The 19,736-nt window shown below is 73.8% G+C and carries 20 protein-coding genes; 3 read left to right on the top strand and 17 right to left on the bottom strand.

The annotated features are described in order from the left end of the window. Positions 1-13 precede the first annotated feature (13 nt). The 12 genes from ABEA81_RS35800 to ABEA81_RS35855 form a co-directional block, all read right to left on the bottom strand. Complete coding sequence (locus ABEA81_RS35800; protein WP_345611444.1) at positions 14-946, bottom strand: ABC transporter permease; 933 nt, start codon at positions 944-946, stop codon at positions 14-16. Beyond that, the gene (locus ABEA81_RS35805) at positions 943-1,902 is read right to left on the bottom strand and encodes an ABC transporter permease (RefSeq protein WP_345611446.1); all 960 of its coding nucleotides are present in this window, start codon (positions 1,900-1,902) and stop codon (positions 943-945) included. The genes ABEA81_RS35800 and ABEA81_RS35805 overlap by 4 nt, the downstream gene beginning before the upstream one ends. Next, on the bottom strand, positions 1,899-2,687 hold the full coding sequence (locus tag ABEA81_RS35810; protein WP_345611447.1) for an ATP-binding cassette domain-containing protein: 789 nt from the start codon (positions 2,685-2,687) through the stop codon (positions 1,899-1,901). Before ABEA81_RS35810 ends, ABEA81_RS35805 begins: the two co-directional genes overlap by 4 nt. Beyond that, on the bottom strand, positions 2,677-3,669 hold the full coding sequence (locus ABEA81_RS35815; protein WP_345611448.1) for an ABC transporter ATP-binding protein: 993 nt from the start codon (positions 3,667-3,669) through the stop codon (positions 2,677-2,679). The genes ABEA81_RS35810 and ABEA81_RS35815 overlap by 11 nt, the downstream gene beginning before the upstream one ends. A gap of 2 nt (positions 3,670-3,671) precedes the next feature. After that, a complete protein-coding gene (locus tag ABEA81_RS35820; RefSeq protein ID WP_345611450.1) occupies positions 3,672-3,902 on the bottom strand; it encodes a hypothetical protein in 231 nt (76 codons plus the stop codon). Continuing rightward, the gene (locus ABEA81_RS35825; protein WP_345611451.1) at positions 3,899-5,002 is read right to left on the bottom strand and encodes a hypothetical protein; all 1,104 of its coding nucleotides are present in this window, start codon (positions 5,000-5,002) and stop codon (positions 3,899-3,901) included. The genes ABEA81_RS35820 and ABEA81_RS35825 overlap by 4 nt, the downstream gene beginning before the upstream one ends. Next, the gene (locus tag ABEA81_RS35830) at positions 4,999-5,541 is read right to left on the bottom strand and encodes a UGSC family (seleno)protein (RefSeq protein WP_345611452.1); all 543 of its coding nucleotides are present in this window, start codon (positions 5,539-5,541) and stop codon (positions 4,999-5,001) included. The genes ABEA81_RS35825 and ABEA81_RS35830 overlap by 4 nt, the downstream gene beginning before the upstream one ends. Before the next feature lie 151 nt (positions 5,542-5,692). Then, on the bottom strand, positions 5,693-6,799 hold the full coding sequence (locus ABEA81_RS35835; RefSeq protein ID WP_345611454.1) for an ABC transporter ATP-binding protein: 1,107 nt from the start codon (positions 6,797-6,799) through the stop codon (positions 5,693-5,695). After that, a complete protein-coding gene (locus ABEA81_RS35840) occupies positions 6,796-7,818 on the bottom strand; it encodes an ABC transporter ATP-binding protein (protein WP_345611455.1) in 1,023 nt (340 codons plus the stop codon). The genes ABEA81_RS35835 and ABEA81_RS35840 overlap by 4 nt, the downstream gene beginning before the upstream one ends. Next, the gene (locus tag ABEA81_RS35845; protein WP_345611456.1) at positions 7,815-8,684 is read right to left on the bottom strand and encodes an ABC transporter permease; all 870 of its coding nucleotides are present in this window, start codon (positions 8,682-8,684) and stop codon (positions 7,815-7,817) included. Before ABEA81_RS35845 ends, ABEA81_RS35840 begins: the two co-directional genes overlap by 4 nt. Beyond that, positions 8,671-9,684 carry an ABC transporter permease gene (locus ABEA81_RS35850; protein WP_345611458.1) on the bottom strand — a complete coding sequence of 338 codons (1,014 nt, stop codon included), beginning with the start codon at positions 9,682-9,684 and terminating at the stop codon, positions 8,671-8,673. Before ABEA81_RS35850 ends, ABEA81_RS35845 begins: the two co-directional genes overlap by 14 nt. Continuing rightward, positions 9,681-11,288, bottom strand: a complete 1,608-nt coding sequence (locus ABEA81_RS35855) for an ABC transporter substrate-binding protein (protein WP_345611460.1) — start codon at positions 11,286-11,288, stop codon at positions 9,681-9,683. Before ABEA81_RS35855 ends, ABEA81_RS35850 begins: the two co-directional genes overlap by 4 nt. Before the next feature lie 315 nt (positions 11,289-11,603). On the opposite strand from ABEA81_RS35855, the gene ABEA81_RS35860 reads away from it, so the two are divergent. The 3 genes from ABEA81_RS35860 to ABEA81_RS35870 are packed head-to-tail and all read left to right on the top strand — an operon-like array spanning position 11,604 to position 14,474. Further along, the gene (locus ABEA81_RS35860; RefSeq protein ID WP_345611462.1) at positions 11,604-12,923 is read left to right on the top strand and encodes a GAF domain-containing sensor histidine kinase; all 1,320 of its coding nucleotides are present in this window, start codon (positions 11,604-11,606) and stop codon (positions 12,921-12,923) included. Positions 12,924-12,934: 11 nt separating this feature from the next. Next, positions 12,935-13,624: a response regulator transcription factor gene (locus ABEA81_RS35865; RefSeq protein ID WP_345611464.1), complete on the top strand. Its 690-nt coding sequence runs from the start codon at positions 12,935-12,937 to the stop codon at positions 13,622-13,624. A 40-nt stretch (positions 13,625-13,664) separates the two neighbouring features. Then, on the top strand, positions 13,665-14,474 hold the full coding sequence (locus ABEA81_RS35870; protein WP_345611465.1) for an IclR family transcriptional regulator: 810 nt from the start codon (positions 13,665-13,667) through the stop codon (positions 14,472-14,474). A gap of 219 nt (positions 14,475-14,693) precedes the next feature. Here ABEA81_RS35870 and ABEA81_RS35875 read toward each other — a convergent pair whose 3' ends face one another. From ABEA81_RS35875 to ABEA81_RS35895, 5 genes are read right to left on the bottom strand one after another with little or no spacing between them, the layout of a single operon-like run. After that, the gene (locus ABEA81_RS35875) at positions 14,694-15,704 is read right to left on the bottom strand and encodes an amidohydrolase family protein (protein WP_345611467.1); all 1,011 of its coding nucleotides are present in this window, start codon (positions 15,702-15,704) and stop codon (positions 14,694-14,696) included. Positions 15,705-15,718: 14 nt separating this feature from the next. Then, a complete protein-coding gene (locus tag ABEA81_RS35880) occupies positions 15,719-16,822 on the bottom strand; it encodes a zinc-dependent alcohol dehydrogenase (RefSeq protein WP_345611469.1) in 1,104 nt (367 codons plus the stop codon). Beyond that, a complete protein-coding gene (locus ABEA81_RS35885; protein ID WP_345611470.1) occupies positions 16,815-17,882 on the bottom strand; it encodes a hypothetical protein in 1,068 nt (355 codons plus the stop codon). The genes ABEA81_RS35880 and ABEA81_RS35885 overlap by 8 nt, the downstream gene beginning before the upstream one ends. Then, complete coding sequence (locus ABEA81_RS35890; RefSeq protein ID WP_345611472.1) at positions 17,879-18,433, bottom strand: UGSC family (seleno)protein; 555 nt, start codon at positions 18,431-18,433, stop codon at positions 17,879-17,881. The genes ABEA81_RS35885 and ABEA81_RS35890 overlap by 4 nt, the downstream gene beginning before the upstream one ends. A 16-nt stretch (positions 18,434-18,449) precedes the next feature. Then, on the bottom strand, positions 18,450-19,733 hold the full coding sequence (locus ABEA81_RS35895; RefSeq protein ID WP_345611474.1) for a phenylacetate--CoA ligase family protein: 1,284 nt from the start codon (positions 19,731-19,733) through the stop codon (positions 18,450-18,452). Positions 19,734-19,736 lie beyond the last annotated feature (3 nt).

The raw sequence follows: 19,736 nt of genomic DNA on the forward strand, positions 1-19,736 counted from the left end.
GTTGCTCCCCTCTTCAGTTGTCGGCTGGGTCGGCGCTGCGTGCGAGGCTGGGTGCGAGCGCGGCGGGCGGGCGGCCGCCCCTCCACCAGCGGCGGGCGGCCCGGTCGACCACGGGCCGCTGCAGGCGCGGATCGAGGTGGTCGCGCAGGGCGTCCCCGAGCAGGTTGAAGCTGAACACCGCGAGCGACAGCAGTGCGGCCGGCACGAGGATGATCCAGGGCGCGCGCTCGACGTACCGGACCCCTTCGGAGAGCATCGCGCCCCACGACGGGGTGGGCGGCGGGGCGCCGATGCCGAGGAACGACAGCGCCGACTCGGCGATGATCACGCCGGCGAAGATCAGGCTGCCCAGCGTGAGCACCGACGCGACGAGGTTGGGCAGCACGTGCCGCAGGAGGATCCGCGGCACGCCCGCACCGGTCGCGCGGGCGGCCTCGACGTAGCGCTCCTCGCGGATGCGCAGCGTCTCTCCGCGGGCGATCCGGTTGAACGACGGCGTGATCACCACGGTCAGCGCGATCACGGTGTTGCGCACCGACGGCCCCAGCACCACCGCGATGAAGAGCAGCAGCACGATGCCCGGCACGGCCTGCACGGCGTCCATCACGCGCTGCAGCACGACGTCGACGACCCGGCCGAAGTAGCCCGAGACCACGCCGACGGTGGTGCCGAGCACGAGGCTCGCCGCCGTGGTCGCGACGCCCACCAGCAGCGACGTGCGCGCGCCGTGGATCGCGCGGCTGAGCACGTCGCGGCCCAGGTCGTCGGTGCCCAGCGGGAACCGCGCCGACGGCTCCTCGAGGATGTCGCGGCGGAACTGCTCGAGGGGGTCGTGCGGGGCGAGCCACGGCGCGAACAGCGCGGCGAGCACGAACACGGTGATCAGCACGAGTGCGATCGCACCGAGTGGCTGCGCCCGGACGAACACCCGCAGTCGGTCGGTCACGAGAGCGCCCTTCCCGTCCGGATCCGGGGGTCGACCAGCGCGTAGAGCAGGTCGATCACGATGATCGTGATGACGAAGAGGCCGGCGTAGAAAATCGTGCAGGCCACCACGACGGGGTAGTCGCGGTCGAGGACCGCCTGGTAGATGAGCTGTCCCGTGCCGGGGATGGCGAACATCTGCTCGAGGATCACCGTGCCGCCCAGCACGGTGGCCAGCTCGAGGCCGAGCAGCGTGAGCACCGCGATCGTCGAGTTGCGCAGTGCGTGCTTGAACACGACCGTGCGGTGGCGGGCGCCCTTGGCGTGCACGGTGCGGATGTAGTCCGAGCCCAGCGACTCCAGCATCGACGAGCGGGTCATGCGTGCGATCGCGGCCATGCCGCCGGTACCGAGCGCGAGCACGGGGATGGCGATCTGCTGCAGCCAGCCGGCGAAGTCCTCCCCCGGGCCCGCGTAGACGATCGGCGGCGACCACGCGAACCACAGCGCGAGGAACGTGAGCACGAGCAGCCCGACCACGAAGTTGGGCACCGACAGGAACGCCACCGCGAAGACGCGCACGGCGGCGTCCACCGCGGTGCCGCGCGTGACGGCGGCGACGATGCCGAACCCGACCCCGAGCAGGGCGCCGATCACGATGGCGAGCAGTCCCAGCTGCAGCGTGACCGGGACGCGGGCCATGAACAGCTCGGTCACCGGCTCGCCGCCGTAGAACGAGGTGCCGAGGTCCCCCTGCACGGCGCCGGCCAGCCACGACCCGAGCTGCGCCCACACCGGCTGGTCGAGGCCGAACTGCGCCCGCAGCGCCTCGGCCTCCTCCGCGCTCACGCCGGTCTCCTGCAGCTGCAGCGACACCGCGTCGCCGGGCACGAGCCGCATGACCACGAAGACGAACACGGTGACCAGCACCATCACGACCAGGCCGTAGCCCAGCCTGCGGAGCGTGTAGCCGATCACGACGCCTCCCGGCCGGGGAGACTGCGCACCGCGCCCACGAGCGTCTTCGTGTACGCGTGCTGCGGGTCGGCGAACAGGACGTCGCCGTCGCCGCGTTCGACGATCTCCCCGAGGTGCATCACGCAGACCTCGTCGGCCATGTACCGCACGACGTTCAGGTCGTGCGCGATGAACAGGTAGGACAACCCCAGCTCGGCCTGCAGCCGCTTGAGCAGGTTCAGCACCTGGGCCTGCACCGAGACGTCGAGCGCCGACACGGCCTCGTCGCACACGATCAGATCCGGCCCGGTGGCGAGCGCTCGGGCGATGCCGATCCGCTGCGCCTGACCGCCGGAGAACTGGTGGGCGTACTTGTGCAGGTCGCGGGCGCCCAGCCCGACCCGCTCGAGGAGCTCCACCACCCGGTCGGTGCGCTCCCGGCCCCGCGCGAGCCGGTGCACCGCGAGGGGCTCGCCCACGGCCTCGACCACGCGCATCCGCGGGTTGAGCGAGCCGAACGGATCCTGGAAGACGATCTGCATCCGCCGCCGGAGCGCCCGCACCTCGCGGCGGGAGGCGCGCAGCAGGTCGACGCCGTCGAACGAGAGCCGGCCCGACGTCGGGTCGAGCAGGCGCAGCGCGAGCCGCGCCACCGTCGACTTGCCGGAGCCGGACTCCCCGACCAGGCCCACGGTGCGCCCACGCGGGATCGTGAGCGAGACACCGTTCACGGCCTTGACGACGGCGCGGCGCATCCGGAAGTGCTTGACGAGGTCGTGCGCCTCGAACAGCGGGTCACCCGGCACGGGCCACCTCCCCCGCGCTCACGTGCTGCCAGCACCGGCTCGTGCGGCCCGGTCCCAGGTCGTGCAGGGGCGGTTCGTCGGTCGCGCACCGGTCCAGCACCGACGGGCAGCGCGGGTGGAACCGGCAGCCGCCGGGCAGGTCCGACGGATGCGGGACGTTGCCCGCGATCGCCGGCATCGGCAGGTCCCGGGGCGTGGTCGGCGTCGGGATCGACCCGATCAGCGCCCGGGTGTAGGGGTTGCGCGGGTCGCGCAGCACGTCGTCCACCGCGCCCTGCTCCACGACCCGCCCCGCGTACATCACGAGCACCCGGTCGGCCATCTCCGCGACCACCCCCATGTCGTGGGTGACGAAGAGCAGCGCGGTGCCGTGGTCGCGCTGCATGCGGCGCAGCAGCTCGAGGATCTGCGCCTCGACGGTGACGTCCAGTGCGGTGGTGGGCTCGTCGGCGATGAGCAGGGCGGGCTCGCAGGCCAGCGCCATCGCGATCATCACGCGCTGCTGCTGCCCGCCGGACAGCTCGTGCGGGTAGGACCGCACGCGCCGCGCCGGGTCCGGGAGCCCGACCTCGGTGAGCAGCTCGACGGCTCGGCGGCGGGCATCGCGGCGGGAGACCGGGCGGTGGATCCGCAGTGCCTCCGCGATCTGGTCCCCGACGGTGAAGAGCGGGTCGAGGGAGCTCATCGGGTTCTGGAAGATCATGGCGATCTCGGCGCCGCGCAGGCGGCGCAGCCGCTCCGCGCCGGCGCCGACGAGCTCCTCGCCCTGGAACCGGATGGACCCGGCGGTCACCCGGCCGCCGCCGAGCAGCCCGAGCACCGCGAGCGACGACACGCTCTTCCCCGAGCCCGACTCCCCGACGACGGCCAGGGTCTCGCCCGCCGTCACGCGGAACGACACCCCGGACACGGCCTCGATGGGCCCGGACGGCGTCGGGAACCGCACGGACAGGTCGTGCACGTCGAGCAGCGGCGGCGACATGGTCAGCTCGCGTCCGCCGGGTACGTCAGCACGATCGACTCCTCGGGCACCCCGAGCGCCGCGTGCAGGATGTTGCGCATGATCGGCTTCGGGACCAGGCAGTCCTCGCAGGCCTGCGGGCCCGCGGTGATCGTCACCTCGACGCCGTCGCCCGCCTCGGCGACCGCCATCCGGTAGTCGTCCGCCTCCAGGGTGCTGCGCAGTCCGGACAGGGCGTTCTCGTCGATGCTCACGTGCTGACACCTCCTGTGGCGGGGCGGATCGGGTGGGCGGTGCGCGACCAGCCGCCGAAGCCGAACGGGCGCACGACCATCGACATCGCCGCGTTGCGCGCCCCGGCGACGACGATCGGGATCTGGTCGGGGTCGGGCACGACGTGCAGGCCGTGCTCGTCGATGCCCGGCCCCTCCTGCCCGGCGAGGCTCTTGCCGGCGAGCTGCATCTCCGTGTGGGTGCGGAAGGCGTGCTCGGAGATCCACCGCTGCACGTCGGCCTTGGAGAAGCCGCCGTCGGCGAGCAGCTGGGCGTGTTCGACGCCCAGCACGAGGCCCGCCGAGGAATGCCGCCCGATCGCGGCGCCGGTGCGGGCCACCGTGTCCGCGATGTCCCAGAGCACCTGCTCGGGGTCGGAGGTGTGGCGGTTGTCGATGAACTCGCAGGTGCGCAGCAGCAGTGCGGACACCGCGTCGGTGCCGGGCGCCAGCCCCAGCTCGGTGGCGAGGGGCTCCCAGGGGCTCTCGTCCTCGTTCTCGCCGATGCACAGCGTGAACCGCCCGGGGAGCCCCTGGGTCGACTGCTCGAGCTCCTGCGGCCGGATCCCGAAGACGTTGCGCACGACGAGCCCGACGGCGCGCGCGATCGTCGCGTTGGCCCGGAAGCCGGGCCCGAGGACCCCGCCGCCGGAGTTGATGGACAGCTCGGCGCGGATCGGGCCGTTGACGATGATCAGCGGTGCCGGCCCGCTGGTGCTCTGCCAGCCTCCGCCGGTCACCACGCGCTGGTTCATCAGCGCGTCCCACGCGGCCAGCACCACGGGCAGGTACTCGGGCCGGCAGCCCGCCATCGCGGCGTTGACCGCGGCCTGTTCCACGGTGCACTCGCGGCCGAGGTGCGGCACCGCGGCCACGACCTCGTCGCGCGGCCGGGGCGTGGCGGCGAGGAACTCCTCCACCACCTCCGCGGTGACGGGCACGACCGGCAGTCCGTCGGTCCAGCCCTGCGCGTAGGCGTGCTCGATGGCGGCGCGGGCGTAGTGGAGCCGCTCGGTGTCCTCCTTCAGGGCGTCCTCCTTCAGGGCGTCCTCCTTCAGGGCGTCCTCGTGGAGTGCCGTCATCGGGCCACCGCTGGGACGGGCGCCTCGGTGAGCAGCCCCACCAGTTCCGGGAGGGCGAGCCGGGCGCGCTCGCGCACGCCGCCGGCGTCGAGCGGGGCCACCGGGTGCGGCGTGGTGACGTACGGGTAGCCGGGGCTGCCCTGCAGCCTCGCCATCGCGTCGGCGCTCACGCGGAACGCGTCGCTGCAGATCACCGCGGCGGGCACGCCCGCGGCCTCGAACGCGATCCCGTCGGCCACCGCGGCCGCGCTGCACGAGCCGCAGTCGCCCACGCCGATGAGCACGACGTCGCAGCGCTGCACCAGCTCGTCGAGGGTGTCCGGCGGGATCGGGTCGGTGATGCTGGTCTTGCGGGTGCGCACCACGTCCGCGGTGCCGTGCTCGGCGGCGAGCAGCTCGCCGACGGCGTCGAGGAACGGCTCCGCGTTCTTCTTCGGGTTGGCCACCAGGCCGACGACGAGGCCGTCGAGCCGGGCGGGACGCGCGGCGAGCCGCGGCCCGTCCGCGCCGGCCGACGGGACGCCGGTGGGATCGATCATCGCTTCGAACATGGGACCCCCTCGAGGCTGTCGGCTGCGATGGCCCGGCCGAGATGTCGGCCGGACGGGGAGTTGACGCGCATCGGGGGAACCCACTCTCTGACGGCGACGATGCCGGATGTCCGTTTTGAGATGCCCTTCTTGTGTGAGGTCATGAACGCCCGGGCAGCGGCTCGACCTGCAGATGTCCGCCCGGTCCGGCCGCGTCGTCGGACGCGGGGCGGGTCAGATGTCGCGGTTCCCGGCCGGCCGCCGCGGCCCCGTCCACCGTCTCGTCCAGCGGGAAGTGGCATGCCACGCTGTGCCCCGGCGAGCGCTCCCGCAGCGCCGGTTCCCCGGTGGCGCACCGCTCCCGGGCGCGGGGGCAGCGGGTGCGGAAACGGCAGCCGCTGGGCGGGTCGAGCGGCGAGGGCGGCTCCCCGCGCAGCGGAACGGGGCGCCGGGCCCGTCCCGTGGCCGGGTCGAGGCCGGGGACGGACGCGAGCAGGGCGGCCGTGTACGGGTGCAGGGGGCCGCGATACAGCGCGTCGGCCGGTCCGACCTCGGCGAGCTGCCCGAGGTGCATCACCGCCACGCGGTCGCTCACCTGCTTCACCAGGGCGAGGTCGTGCGCGATGAACAGGTAGGACAGCCCCAGGTCGGTCCGCAGCCGTTCGAACAGGTTGAGTACCTGGGCCTGGATCAGCACGTCGAGCGAGGACACCGCCTCGTCGCAGATCACCAGCGCCGGGTCCAGTACGATCGCACGGGCGATGGCCACGCGCTGGCACTGCCCCCCGGACAGCTCCCGCGGCCTGCGCCTCCCGTACACCGAGGGGTCGAGGCCGACGAGGTCGAGCAGCTCGCCGACCCGCCGCCGCCGCCGCTCGGCGCCCTTCACGCCGTACCCCAGCAGCGGCTCCTCGACCAGCTCGGTCACGCGCCAGCGCGGGTTCAGCGAACCGAACGGGTCCTGGTAGACCATCTGCACGTGGCGCCGGGCGGCCACGAGCCTGCGGCGGCGCAGCCGCACGAGGTCCTCCCCCTGGAACAGGACCTCGCCGGACTTCGGCCGGGGAGCCTGGATCAGCGAGCGCGCCAGGGTCGACTTCCCGGAGCCGGTCTCGCCGACGACGCCGAGGGTCTCCCCCGGCTGCACGTCGAACGACACGTCCGACACCGCGTGCACCACCCCGCCACGCAGGCCCCCGGCGCCGCGCACCGGGAACTCCTGGACGATGTTGCGGGCCCGCAGCAGCGGTTCCTTCACCGCACTCATGCCCCCACCTCCGGGTGCCAGCAGGCCCACCAGTGCCCCGGCTCGTGCTCGGTGAAATCCGGTGCCGTCGCGCACTCGTCGGTGGCCGAGCCGCAGCGCGGCCGGAACGGGCAGCCGGCGGGCAGCGCCGCCGGATCCGGCGGCTGCCCCGCCACCACCGGAAGCTCGGTGTGCGCGGGCCGCTCCAGCAGCGGGATCGCGCCCAGCAGCGCGCGGGTGTAGGGCATCCGGACCGACGCGAACAGCGTGGCCGCCGACGCCCGTTCGACGGCCCGCCCGCCGTACATGACGACGACGTCGTCGGCGTAGCTCGCCGCCAGCGCGAGGTCGTGGCTGATCAGGATGACCGCCATGCCCAGCCGCTCCTGGAGCTCGACGAGCAGCTCCATGATCTGCGCCTGGGTGGTGACGTCCAGCGCGGTGGTGGCCTCGTCGGCGATGAGCAGCCGCGGCCGTCCCGCGAGCGCGATCGCGATCATCACGCGCTGCCGCATCCCGCCGGAGAGCTGGTGCGGGTACTCGTGGAAGCGCCGTTCCGGCGCGGGCAGCCGCACCAGCTGCAGCAGCTCGATCGCGCGCACCTTCGCCGCGTTGCGGTCCAGCTGTGCGTGGGCCCGGACGGCCTCGGTGATCTGCACGCCGACCCGCATCGTCGGGTTGAGGGAACGGGCCGGGTCCTGGAACACCATCGCGATGTCGGCGCCGCGGCGGCGGCGCATCTCCCGCTCCGGCAGGCCCACCAGCTCGGTGCCGTCGAACCGGGCCGAGCCGCTCACGCGGGCGGTCGGGGGCAGCAGCCCCATCAACGCCCGCGAGCTCACGCTCTTGCCGGACCCGGACTCGCCGATGATCGCGAGCATCCGGCCCGGCGCGAGGGAGTAGGACAGGCCGTTCACCGCGTGCACCGCGCGTCCGGCGCGGGTGAAGCGCACCCGCAGGTCGGTCACCTCGAGCAGCGGAGCGCTCCCGTGCCCGTCCACGGTCGGCCCGGCGCCGGCCGCCACCCTTCCGGCGGTCACCGGCCGCTCCAGCGCGCGCGGAGGGTCTCGCCGAGCAGGTTGAAGGCGAGCACGGTGACGAACAGCGCCGCGCACGGCCAGACCACGAGCATCGGCGTGGCCGACAGGCTCTGCTGGCCCTGCGCGATCATGTTGCCCCAGCTGGGGGCCGGTGGCGGGATGCCGAGGCCGAGGAACGACAGCGCGCCCTCGATGACCATGACGATCCCCATGCCCAGCATCCCGAAGGTGATCAGCTGCGGGGTGATGTTCGGGGCGATGTGGCGCAGCAGGATCCGCCATCCCGGCGTTCCCGCGAGCTGCGCGGCGGCCATGAAGGGCAACTCCCGCAGCCGCAGCGTCGCGGCCCGGGAGATCCGCGCGAACGCGGGCACCGAGAAGAAGGCGAGCGCGAGGATCGTGTTGGTCTGGCTCGCGCCGAGGCTCTGCGCCACGGCCAGGGTGAGCACCAGCGACGGGAACGCGATGAGCACGTCGAGCACGCGCATGATCACCGTGTCGACGGCCCCCCCGACGTAGCCGGACAGCGCGCCGAGCGTCCCGCCGACGAGCAGCCCGAGCACGTTCACCGCGACCGCCACCACCAGCGAGGACCGCCCGCCGTGCAGGATCCGGGACAGGATGTCGTTGCCGTTGGGGTCGGTGCCCAGCAGGTGCCCCGGCGAGCCGGCGTCGAGGTAGGAGTCGAGCACGCTCCCGCCGACCGGGGGCGGCACCGGCAGCACCAGCGGGCCGAGGAAGCACCCGGCCGCGATGACCACCAGCACCGCGGCGGGCAGCACGACCTCCAGGTTGCGCGCGACGCTCCGCGGCCGCCCGGCCGCATCGGCCTCGGCGCGCGCGGGCACGGCCTCAGCGACTGCCATAGCGGATCCTCGGGTCGAGCACGGCGTAGAGCAGGTCGGCGACGAGGTTGGCGAGCACGGCCACCACGGCGAACACCACGACACAGCCCTGCACGACGGTGGCGTCCCGGGTGTTGATCGCCTGGAGCATCAGCTGCCCCATCCCGGGCAGGGCGAAGATCTGCTCGACGATCACGGTGCCGCCGAGCAGCGTGCCGAGGTTCAGCCCCACCACCGTGATCAGGCCGAACGCGGAGTTGCGGAAGGCGTGGCGCAGGAGCACCTGCCACGGCCCGATGCCCTTCGCCCGCGCCGTCGTGATGTAGTCCTCGCCCTGCAGCTGGTCGACCAGGTCGCCGCGCAGGAAGCGCGTGTAGAAGCAGAACAGCGGGAAGGAGATCGCCGCGGCGGGCAGCGCCATCGAGTGCAGGTTGGCCGCCACGCCCTCGGCCAGCGGCACGAACCCGATCGCCGGGAACAGCGTGAGCTGCACCGCGAAGACCAGTACCAACAGCAGCGCGAGGACGTAGTTGGCCACCGACAGGCCGGTGATGCTGACGAGCATGCTCACCCGGTCGAAGAGGCGGTTCGGCCGGTACGCGGCGAGCAGCGCGACCGGCACGGCCAGCCCGAGGGAGACGACGAACGCGAGCGCCACCAGCTCGCCGGTGACGGCCATCCGTTCCGCGATCTGGCCGGTCACCGGCTGGTTGTTCACCAGCGACGTGCCGAGGTCGCCGGTGACCGCCCCACCGAGCCAGTCGAGGTAGCGCAGCACCGCGGGCCGGTCGAGGCCCATCTCGACCTCGAGCGCCCGGATCTGCTCGGGTGTGGCCTCCGGCCCCAGCAGCTGCTGCGCGGCGTTGCCCGGGATCAGGGCGAGCACCCAGAAGGTCAGGACGCTCACGCCGAGGATGATCGGGACCACCATCAGCAGGCGCCTGCCCACCAGCCGCACGCTCGGCGGCGCGGACCACCGGGCGGGGCGGGACGTGGATACGGCGGTCGCGCTCGTGGTCACTGCTGCTGCACCCTCCACACCTCGTCCCACAGGACTCCGGTGTTGACCACGATCGGGGGGATCTTGGTGGTCAGCCCGGGCCCGTACACCCCCTCCGTCGCGAGGTTGGCCGGCGCGAACGCCAGCCCGAACGGCGCGTAGGCGTGGTCGGCGATGTAGCGGCCGGCGTCGACGTAGAGCCGCTCCCGCTCCGCCGGGTCGACGGTGGACTCGGCGGTGTCGAGCATCGTGTCCAGCTCCGGGTCGTGCACGCCGGTGAACGGCGAGTCGGAGGAGAAGCGGAAGCCCACACCGACGCCACCGGCCGGGTCCCACGCCCCCGCGGTCTGCAGCATCGACTGCCACTCCCCCGAGTTGAACTGCTGCACCAGCGTCGACAGCTCGTAGGTCTCGATCTGGACCTGGATGCCGGCCTGCTGCCACTGGGTCTGCAGTGCGGTCATCACCTGCTCGGCCACGTAGCCGCGCAGCGTCCCGAGGCGGACGGTGAGCCCGCCGAGCTCCGCCACGAGCTGCTTGGCGCGCTCCAGGTCGAACGCCGGGTAGCCCTCGACGGTCTCGTGGTGGAACAGGCCACCGGGCCCGGTGAACGACTGGCTCACCGGGTAGCGGCCGCGGAACACCCCCTGAGCGATCGCCCCGAAGTCGGTGGCGCGGTAGACGGCCTCGCGCGCCCGCTGGTCGTCGAACGGGGCGCGCTGCGTGTTCAGCTGCACGACGTAGGGCGACGTGGCCGGCTGCGCGGTGACCGTGAGCCGGCCCGCCTCCTGGGCCTGCTCGAGCAGCGGCGTCGTGTTGAGGCCCTCGTAGGCCTGCGCCTGCCCGGCGAGCAGCGCCTGGTAGGCGGGCTGGTCACCGCCGATCGACTGGAACGTGAGCCGGTCGAGGTAGGGCCGCCCCTCCTTGAAGTAGTCCGGGTTGCGTGCGAGCTCGAGCTTCGAGCTGAGCTGGTTGGACACGACCGTGAACGGGCCCGCCCCGACCGGCTTCAGCGCGAACTGCTCCTCGCCCATCTGCTGCACCGCGGTGGGCGAGGCGATCCAGTTGACGTTGCTGGCCGGGAACGCGTTGATCACCGCGGCGAACGGGCGGGTGAAGGTGAGCACGACCGTGCGCGGCCCGTCGGTGGTGATCCCGTTCTCGGCCAGCGGCCACGTCGGCGAGCACGTGCACGGGGAGTCGACGTCGCGGCGGAAGTTGAACGCCACCGCCTCGGCGTCGAACGGGGTGCCGTCGGTGAACCGGAGGCCGTCGCGGATGGTGATGCGCACCGTCCTGCCGCCGTCGAGCAGCTCGTAGCCCTCGGCCTGGTGCGGGACGACCTTCGCATCCGACCCGTCGTCGGCGGCCTCCAGCCGGAAGAGCCCGCCGTAGATCGCGCTCATCTGCGAGATGTTGGCGCCGCCCGTGGTGTTCGTGGCCGGGTCGAGCCCGGTCGGCCAGCCGCCCGCGAACGACGCGCTCTCCAGCACCGTGAGCTCGCCGCCCCGCTGCGGTGGCCCGGCGGGCGCGGCCGGGCCCGCCGCCCGGCCACCGCCCCCGCACCCGGCGAGGACGAGGAGCGCGGCGAGCAGGAGCGGCACCACGTGCGTGCGTCGTCTCACCGTGCGTCGTCTCACAAGGACTCCCGTTCGATAGCGGGCAGGACCAGCCACCGCGCGGTGACCGGGCTCACCCCAGGCGCCCGCTCAGCGTCGGGGAGGGGCGATGCGGGGGTGCAGGGAGGTTTCGCGGGACGGAAGAGATGTTCTCCCCGCTGCCGGCACCCCTGTCCCGTCCCCGTCGGGCCTCGGACATATGTCGTAGGCCGCATGAGCGGTCGCGGACGACCTGCGCACAAGGCGCCGCAACCCTTGTGACCCGGCTCCCGCAATGGTGAGACTGGACCCGATCTCCATGACGCAGACGAAGGGGTCGGCGTGGCGAAAGTGCTCACGCGCGAGGAGCGCGTCGCGGCGGGCTCGAGGTGCCCGGAATGCGGGGGTGCGCTCGAGCCGGGGCCGGGGTCCGCGCAGAGCCCGGATCCCGGACGCGAGGACGAGCGGCGCGGGCAGCGCAGGCTCGCGGCCATCGCTCGGGCGGCGTCCAGCGTCGCCGACGCGGCGTCGCTGTCCGTCACCCTCGACGTCGTCGCGAACGAGGTGGTGCAGGCCGAGCACATCGCGGCCGTGCAGATCCTGCGGGTCGAGGGCGGCACGATGCGGGTGGTCGGCAAGGCCGGCTTCACCGACGCGGAGGACTTCACCGACCGGTTCGAGGAGTGCAAGCGCCTCGGCGCGCGGATGATGTTCGTGGAGGCGTTCGAGACCTGCCGCCGCGTCGTCGTCCCGAACCGCAAGGCCGCCGTGATGGCAGACCCGGCGTGGGGCCCCCTGCACCGGATCATGGGCGCCCCCGAGTGGGATGCCTTCGCCGCCGTGCCGCTCGTGGTGCGCGGCCGCGCCGTCGGCGTGCTCAACGCCTTCTACAAGCCCGGCGAGCCCCCCGGCCCCGCGGCGCTCGAGTTCCTCGAGGCGATCGCCGACCAGGCCGCCACCGCCGTGGACTCCGCCGACCTGCTCGCCCGATCCCGCCACGACGCCCAGCTCGCCGAGCGGGCCCGGCTCGCCCGCGAGCTGCACGACTCGGTCGTCCAGCAGGTGTTCTCCATGCGCATGCAGGCCAAGGCGCTGCAGGCCCAGGTCGCGCCGGGCCGCACCGTCCGCACCGAGCGCGTGCGGGCGGTGGCCGACGAGCTGCTCGACCTCGCGCAGACCGCGCTCGCCGACCTGCGCGGCCTCGTGCTCCAGCTGCACCCGGTGGAGCTCGTGGAGCGCGGGCTCGCCGGCGCGGTACGCAGCCACGCGGAGTCGGTGCGGGGCACGTCCGGCCTGGACATCGACGTGGCCGTCGACCTCAGCCCCGACGTCGGCGACCTGCCGGTCGAGCTGCAGGAGGACCTCTACCGGGTGGTGCAGGAGGCGCTGCACAACGTCGTGAAGCACGCGGGCGCGACCCGGGTGTCGGTGCACATCAGCACCAGCGGGCCACCGGACCGGGTGGTGGTCGAGATCAGTGACGACGGGAGCGGGCTGACCGCCCAGGTGCGGGCCGGCGCGCTCGGCCTGGTGTCGATGCGGGAGCGGGCGGAGCGATGGGGCGGATCGATCGAGATCGCCAACACGGGTGGTCGGGAGGGCGGCCGGGGCTGTCGCGTACGGGTCTGCGTACCGGTGGCCGGACCGGCCCCGGCCCGGTGAGGGGCGCCACGGTGAACGGCACGTCGCCGGAGCCGAGTGCCACCGGCGACATCGGTGTGCTCGTCGTCGACGACCACGCGGTGGTGCGCCGTGGGCTCGCCGCCTACCTGGAGAGCGCCGAGGGCATCGAGGTGCTCGCCGAGGCCGTGGACGGCAAGGACGCGCTCGACCAGCTGCACCGCCTCGCCACCGAGGGCAGGCTCCCGCAGGTCGTGCTCATGGACGTGCTGATGCCGCGGATGGACGGGATCGCCGCCATCCGGGCGATGCTCGGCGCGCACCCCGCCGTGCGGGTCGTCGTGCTCACCAGCTTCGGCGAGCTGGAACGCGTGCACGCCGCCCTGGAGGCGGGCGCGTCCGGGTACCTGCTGAAGGACGCCGACCCGGACGAGGTCGCCGCCGCGATCCGCTCGGCCGACCGGGGCGAGGTGCACCTCGACCCCACCGTCGCGGGCCGCCTCACCCGCCGGCTCGTCTCGCCGCCCACCGGGCTCGCCGCCCTCACCGCGCGCGAGCGTTCGATCCTCGCGCTGGTGGCGCGCGGCATGTCGAACCACCAGATCGCGGCGGAGCTCTACATCAGCGAACGCACCGCACGCACCCACGTCAGCCACATCCTCGCGAAGCTGCAGCTGACGTCCCGCACGCAGGCGGCACTGGTCGCCATCCGGGAAGGACTCGTCACCCCACCCAACCCGTGAATCCGACCCACACCGATCCCGACCCTCGCGGAGGTGCGACATGACGCTGAGCCCGGACGTCCCGGCGGCGGCACCGCGGGCCGCAGTGCGGCGCCGTGGCCCGGGGACGGCACGGCCCACCGCGGCCGGGCGCGCCCTGTCGGTGCTCGACGCGTTCGGGCCGCGGCACCGCTGCCTGTCCCTCTCCGAGATCGCCCGCCGCGCCGGGTTGACCCTGCCCACCGCACACCGCCTCACCCGCGAGCTCGTGGACTGGGGCGCGCTCGAACGCGACAGCGCCGGCCGCTACTCGGTGGGCCTGCGCCTCCTGGAGCTGTCCGCGCTGGCCCCCCGCGGCCTGGAGCTGCGCGAGGCGGCGTTCCCGCACGTCGAGGACCTGCACCAGATCACCCGCGGCAACGTGCAGCTGGCCGTCCGGGACGGCATGCAGGTCGTGTACGTCGAGGCGATCCGCGCCCGGGTGCGCAACCCCGTGACCAGCCGCGTCGGCGACCGCTGGCCGATGCACGCCACCGGCACCGGGCTCGTGCTCCTCGCCTTCTCCGAGCCCGACTTCCAGGAGGCGGTGCTGCGCTCGCCGCTGGAGCGGTTCAACCCGATGACGGTGACCGACCCCAACGAGCTGCGCCGCACCCTCGCCCACATCCGCCAGACCGGGGTGGCGGTGGCGCGCGGCCAGATCACGATGCCCGACCTGGTGGTCGCGGTGCCCGTCCTCGATCCGGCAGGCGAGGTCACGGCCGCCATCAGCGTCGTCGTCGAGACGGAGGGCGCCCGCCCGAGAGAACTGGCGGCGGTCCTGAAACAGGCGAGCCGCGCGATCACGCGAGCCCTCTCCCCGCGCCGATAGCGACTTCGCAAATCCAGTACCGACCGCATTCTGCCGGCCCCTCCGCGGCCACTTCGCACACCCGGCCGCCACTTCGCACAGAGCCCGCCTCATGCGAAGGTCGGGCCCGATGTGCTGAGTGGGCTACGAGACCGCCGCCGGTGGCGCCCCGCGCCCAGGGGGCAGGCCCCCGGCCTGCCCGCAATGCATGCCCGCACAATGCGCGACGGCACCGGCGGCCTATCCAGCAGCCGGGGGATCGATTCCCAGCCAGTTCCACGCGTTGTTCCACGTGATCTGCTCCAGCACCTCCGGTTCCAGGTCCAGGGAGCGCAGGGTGCGGCCGGCGGGCTCCTCGCGGGGCATGGCGGGGAAGTCGGAGCCGACGAGCAGGCGGTCGGCGCCGAGCAGGTCCACGAGGTACCGCAGGGCGCGGCGGTCGAACACCATCGTGTCGTAGTAGAAGCGGCGGGCGTACTCCAGCGGCGACGGGCCGTCGGTGTGCGCGATCGCACGTTCCGGCACGGCGGGCTCCTCGTTCCAGGTGCCGCCCCAGAAGTACTGCGCCCTCGGCACCATCAGGGGGAAGCCGCCCGCGGCGTGGCTGAACGAGATCCGCAGGTCGGGGCAGGCGGCCGCGGTGCCGCCCGCGATGATCGACGCCGCGGCCATGGCGCCTTCCAGGCCCACGACGTAGGTGCCCGCGGCCGATCGGGGCAGCCGGTCGGTGGCGGCGGGCATCGCGTGCACGAACACCGCCAGCTCGAGGCGCTGGGCCTCGGTGAAGAACGGGAGGAACCGCTCGTCCCCGATCGAGGCGCCGAGCACGTTGGAGGCGATCTCCACGCCGCGCAGACCCTGGTCCCGCACGGCCTTCAGCTCGGCCGCCGCGGCGTCCGGGTCCTGCATCGGCACCATCCCGAGCCCGACGAGCCGGTCCGGCGCTGCGGCGCACAGCTGCGCGGCGAACTCGTTGACGTGCCGGGCGAGCGTGAGCCCGTCGGCGGCCGGCAGGTCGTAGCGCAGGAGCGGCGGCATCGGGCTGAGCACCTCGGCGTCGACGCCCGAGCGGTCCTGCTCCTCGATGCGGCGCTCGGCGTCGAAGAACGCGTCCCGCGCGCGGAACCGCGTCGCGCCGAACAGCAGCAGCCGGGCGGTGTCGCCGTCGATCGCCGCCATCCGGGGGAAGCACTCGGGAGCGTCGGCCGGGTAGTCGGGGGGCAGCAGGTGGGCGTGGGCATCGACCAGCAACTCGGGCACTCCTGTCACAGGTGGGGGTGGACCGACACGTGCACCGCGGACTCGCCCTGCACCTCGCCGCCGAGCGTCTCGATGGCGAGCGCCGTGTCCTCCAGGCCGAACGTGTGGGTGTGCAGCTTCTCGAGGGGGAACCGCCGCGACTCGATGATCGCGATGGCCTCGGCGTAGCCCCGGGCGTCCACCCCGTAGGCGCCGCGCACGGTGAGCGCCCGGTTGATGATCAGGTCGGTCTTCAGCGGCACCTCGGCGCCGCCCTTCAGCCCGGCGAGCACCACCCGGCCGCCGTGCTTGGCGGCCAGCAGGGCGTGCGTGACCGGCGCGGCGGCCATCGGGGTCAGCTCCAGCACGACGTCGGCCATCGCCCCGTCGGTGATCTCGCGGACGCGCTCGACGGTGTCCTCGGCGTCCGGACCGTCGACGACGACCGTGTGGTCCGCGCCGAACTCCTTCGCGAGGGCCAGCTTGTGGGCGTCGGCCTCCAGGCCGGTGATGATGATCGTCCCGGCGCCCGCCGCCCTGGCCGCGATCACCGCGGCGAGTCCGCGCTGCCCGGCGCCGAGCACGAGCAGCGTGTCGCCCAGCCCGACCTCGCCGAGGTGCACCGCCCAGCGGACGCCGGCGCCGAGCGGGTTGAACATCACCGCGAGCTCGGGCGGCAGGGTCTTGTCCACCTTGTGCAGGACGGCGCCGGGCGTCAGGTACAGGTGCTCGGCGAACCCGCCCCACAGCGAAGGGGCCACGTCGATCCCGGTGACGCCGTGGCCGTACCTGCGGTTGCGGCAGGACTGGTAGCGCCCGGTCAGGCAGTCGTGGCACGACCGGCACGGGACGATCACCTCGAGGGCCACCCGGTCCCCCGGCTGCACCCCCCAGCGCTCGGCGGCCCGGTCGCCGATCTCCTCGATGATGCCCATGGGCTCGTGTCCCGGGATGGTCGGCCCGCGGCCCATGCCCAGGTGCCCGCGGTAGGACTCGACGTCGCTGCCGCAGATCCCGTTCGCCTCGACGCGCAGCAGCCCGTCGTCGGCGCCGATCGCCGGGCGCGGGAACTCGCGCAGCTCGATCTGCCGCGGCGCCACCTGCACGGCCGCGCGCACCATGTCAGTCATCAGCAAGCTCCTTCTTCTCGACCGGCACCGCGGTCGCGGACCAGTCGCTGAACAGGCGCACCACCATCGAGATCCCGGCGTTGCGGGCCCCGGCGACGGCGATCAGCAGGTGGTTGCGCTCGCCGTCGGCGAGCAGGAGGTCGAACCCGTCGGGGCGCTCACCGCTCGCGTGCCGGACGCCGTTGTCGCCCAGGCCGTCCTTCCCGACGTCCGCGAGGTCGCCGACCGTCCGCCCGCACCGCTCGGCGAGCCACGCCCGGACCTTCGCCCGGTCGAACCCGGCCCCGGCGAGCAGCTGGGCGTGCTCCGGGCAGAACACGATCCCGGCCGAGGCGTGCCGGAAGATCCAGGCGCCGGTGCGGGAGATCGTGTCGGCGAAGTCGGCGAGCAGCTGCTCGGCGTCGCCGGTGTGCCGGTTGTCCACGAACTCGGACGTGCGCAGCAGCGTGGCCGACACCGCCGACGTGCCGGCGGGCAGCCCGGCCTCGACCGCGAGGGGCTCCCAGGGGCTCTCCTCCTCGTTCTCGGCCACGCAGATGGACCATCGCCCGGGCAGCCCCTGCGTGGCCTGCTCGAACACGTGCGGGCGGATGCCCAGCGCATTGCGGACGATCAGCCCGATCGCCCGCGGGACGGTCGCGTTGGCCCGGAACCCCGGCCCGAACACACCACCGGCCTTGTTGAACCCCAGCTCGTCGCGCACCGGCCCGTTGACGACGATCAGGGGCGCCGGCCCGCTCGTCGACTGCCAGCCCCCTCCCCTGGTGGCCCGCTCCCGCATCAACGCGTCCCACGCCGCGAGCACGACCGGGAAGTACTCCGGCCGGCAGCCCGCCATGGCGGCGTTGATCGCGGCGAGCTCGACGGTCACCTCGCGGTCGACCTGGGCGAGCCGCCCGATCACCTCCTCCGGCGCCCGGGACGTGGTGGCGAGGAACCGGTCCACGAGCGGCCGCGACGCGGGCACCAGCGGCAGCCCGTCCGACCACCCCTGCTCGTAGCAGTGCTCGATCGCCGCCTGCGCACCGTCCGGGTCGAGCGCGGTGCCGGGCCCGGTCATGCGGTCTTCCCGGTGAGCAGGGCGGCCACGTCCGCAGCGAGCTGCGCCGCCCGCTCCCGCACCTGGTCCGGGGTGAGGATCGCGACCGGGTGCGGCGTGGTGAGGTACCGGTAGCCGGGCGCCCCCCGCAGCGCGGCCATCGCGTCGGCGGTGGCCACGAAGGCGTCGCTGCAGATCACCGCCGCCGGCAGGCCCGCCCGCTCGAACGCCACGCCGTCGGCCGCGGCCGAGGCGCTGCACGAGCCGCAGTCGCCCACGCCGGTGACCACCACGTCGCACTCGCGGGCGTACTCGGCCACGAGCTCGTCGGAAGCCGGCAGGGCGAACGCGGTCTTGGTGCGCCGGAGCGTCACCGCGGCGGCGCCGTGCTCGGCGACCAGCAGCGTGCCGAGCTCGTCGAGCAGCAGGGCGGCGTTCTGCTTGGTGTTCTCCAGCAGGCCGATGCGGGCGCCTGCGAGGTCGCGCCTGCGGGGCGCGAGCGCGAACGGGGCGGCGACGGCGGCCGCGCCGCCGGTGGGGTCGAGGATCGCGTTCGGCCCGGCGATGGGCATGGTCGTCCCTTCGATCTCAGCTGGCGAGGCGGGTGAGCCGGGACTTCATCTCGGAGCGTTCGAGCGAGCCGGGCGGCACGAGCGTGACGGTCGCGCGCACCGAGAGCCGGCTGCGGATGAGCGCCTCGACGTCGCGGGCGAGCTGCTCGCGGTCGCCGGGCTGCTCCCCCCACTCGACCTCCACCGGCAGCGGCGGCTCGACCCGCGGCCCCGCCTGCGGCAGGACGATCTGCACGGCCCCGGTCGTGCGCGGGTGCAGGGTCTGCACGAGGTCGCGCACGGCGGAGGGGAAGACGTTCACGCCCAGCACGATCAGCATGTCGTCGGTGCGCCCGACGCAGCGGATCAGCGGTGCCCCGTCCGCGGCCCGCCCGGTGACGACGACGCGGTCGCGGGTGCGGAAGCGCACCAGCGGGCAGCACTCGCGGTCCACCGAGGTGTAGACGAGCTCGCCGGTGGCGCCCGGCTCGGCGCCCACGGGTTCGCCGCTGTCGGGGTCGATCAGCTCGACGACGACGTGCCGGCCGCCGGTGAACCGCATCCCGCCGCTGCCTGGTGCCTCGCCGAAGAGGACGGGTGCCATGTCGGCGTTGCCGAGCCCTTCGGTGACGGGGGCGCCCCACTCGCTCTCGACGTGCGCGCGGAACGCCGGCTCGCCGCCCCCTGGCTCGCCGCCCACGAACACCTTGCGGAGCCCGAACTCCTTCGGGTCCCGCCCGAGCCCCCGGATGTGCTCGGCGAGGTAGCGCGCGTAGGACGGGGTGGAGTGCAGCGCGGTGACCCCGAGGGTCTCGAGCGCCAGCACCGCCTTCTCCGACGCCCCGGTGCCGATGGGCACGAGCGTGGAGCCGATCCGTTCGAGGGCGTCGCGGATCGGGAGGCCGCCGACGAAGAGCGTGAGCCCGGCACAGTGCAGGACGACGTCCTCGCGGGTGGCGCCCATAGTGCGGAACGCGCGGGCCACCATGTCGGTCCAGGCCGCGGCGTCGCGGCGGGTGACCCCCACCCAGCTGGGCCGCCCGGTGGTGCCGGTCGAGGCGTGGACCCGGACGACCTCGCTCATCGCCACGCCCGCGTGCCGGCCCAGCGGAGGAGCGGCGGCCTGGGAGTCGCGCAGCATCTGCTTGGTGGTGAAGGGGAACTTGCGCAGGTCCTCGAGCGAGGCGAAGGCCGCTGCCGTGACGCCGTGCTCGGCGAGGTGGTCGGCGTAGAGCGGCGAGCGCGCGGGCAGCCCTTCCAGCTGCGCGCGCAGCAGCTCGGTGACGGCGTCGACGTCGTCGGGCGCAACGAGCCCGGTCACCGC

Source organism: Pseudonocardia adelaidensis (genome assembly GCF_039543345.1).
Taxonomy (GTDB): domain Bacteria; phylum Actinomycetota; class Actinomycetes; order Mycobacteriales; family Pseudonocardiaceae; genus Pseudonocardia; species Pseudonocardia adelaidensis.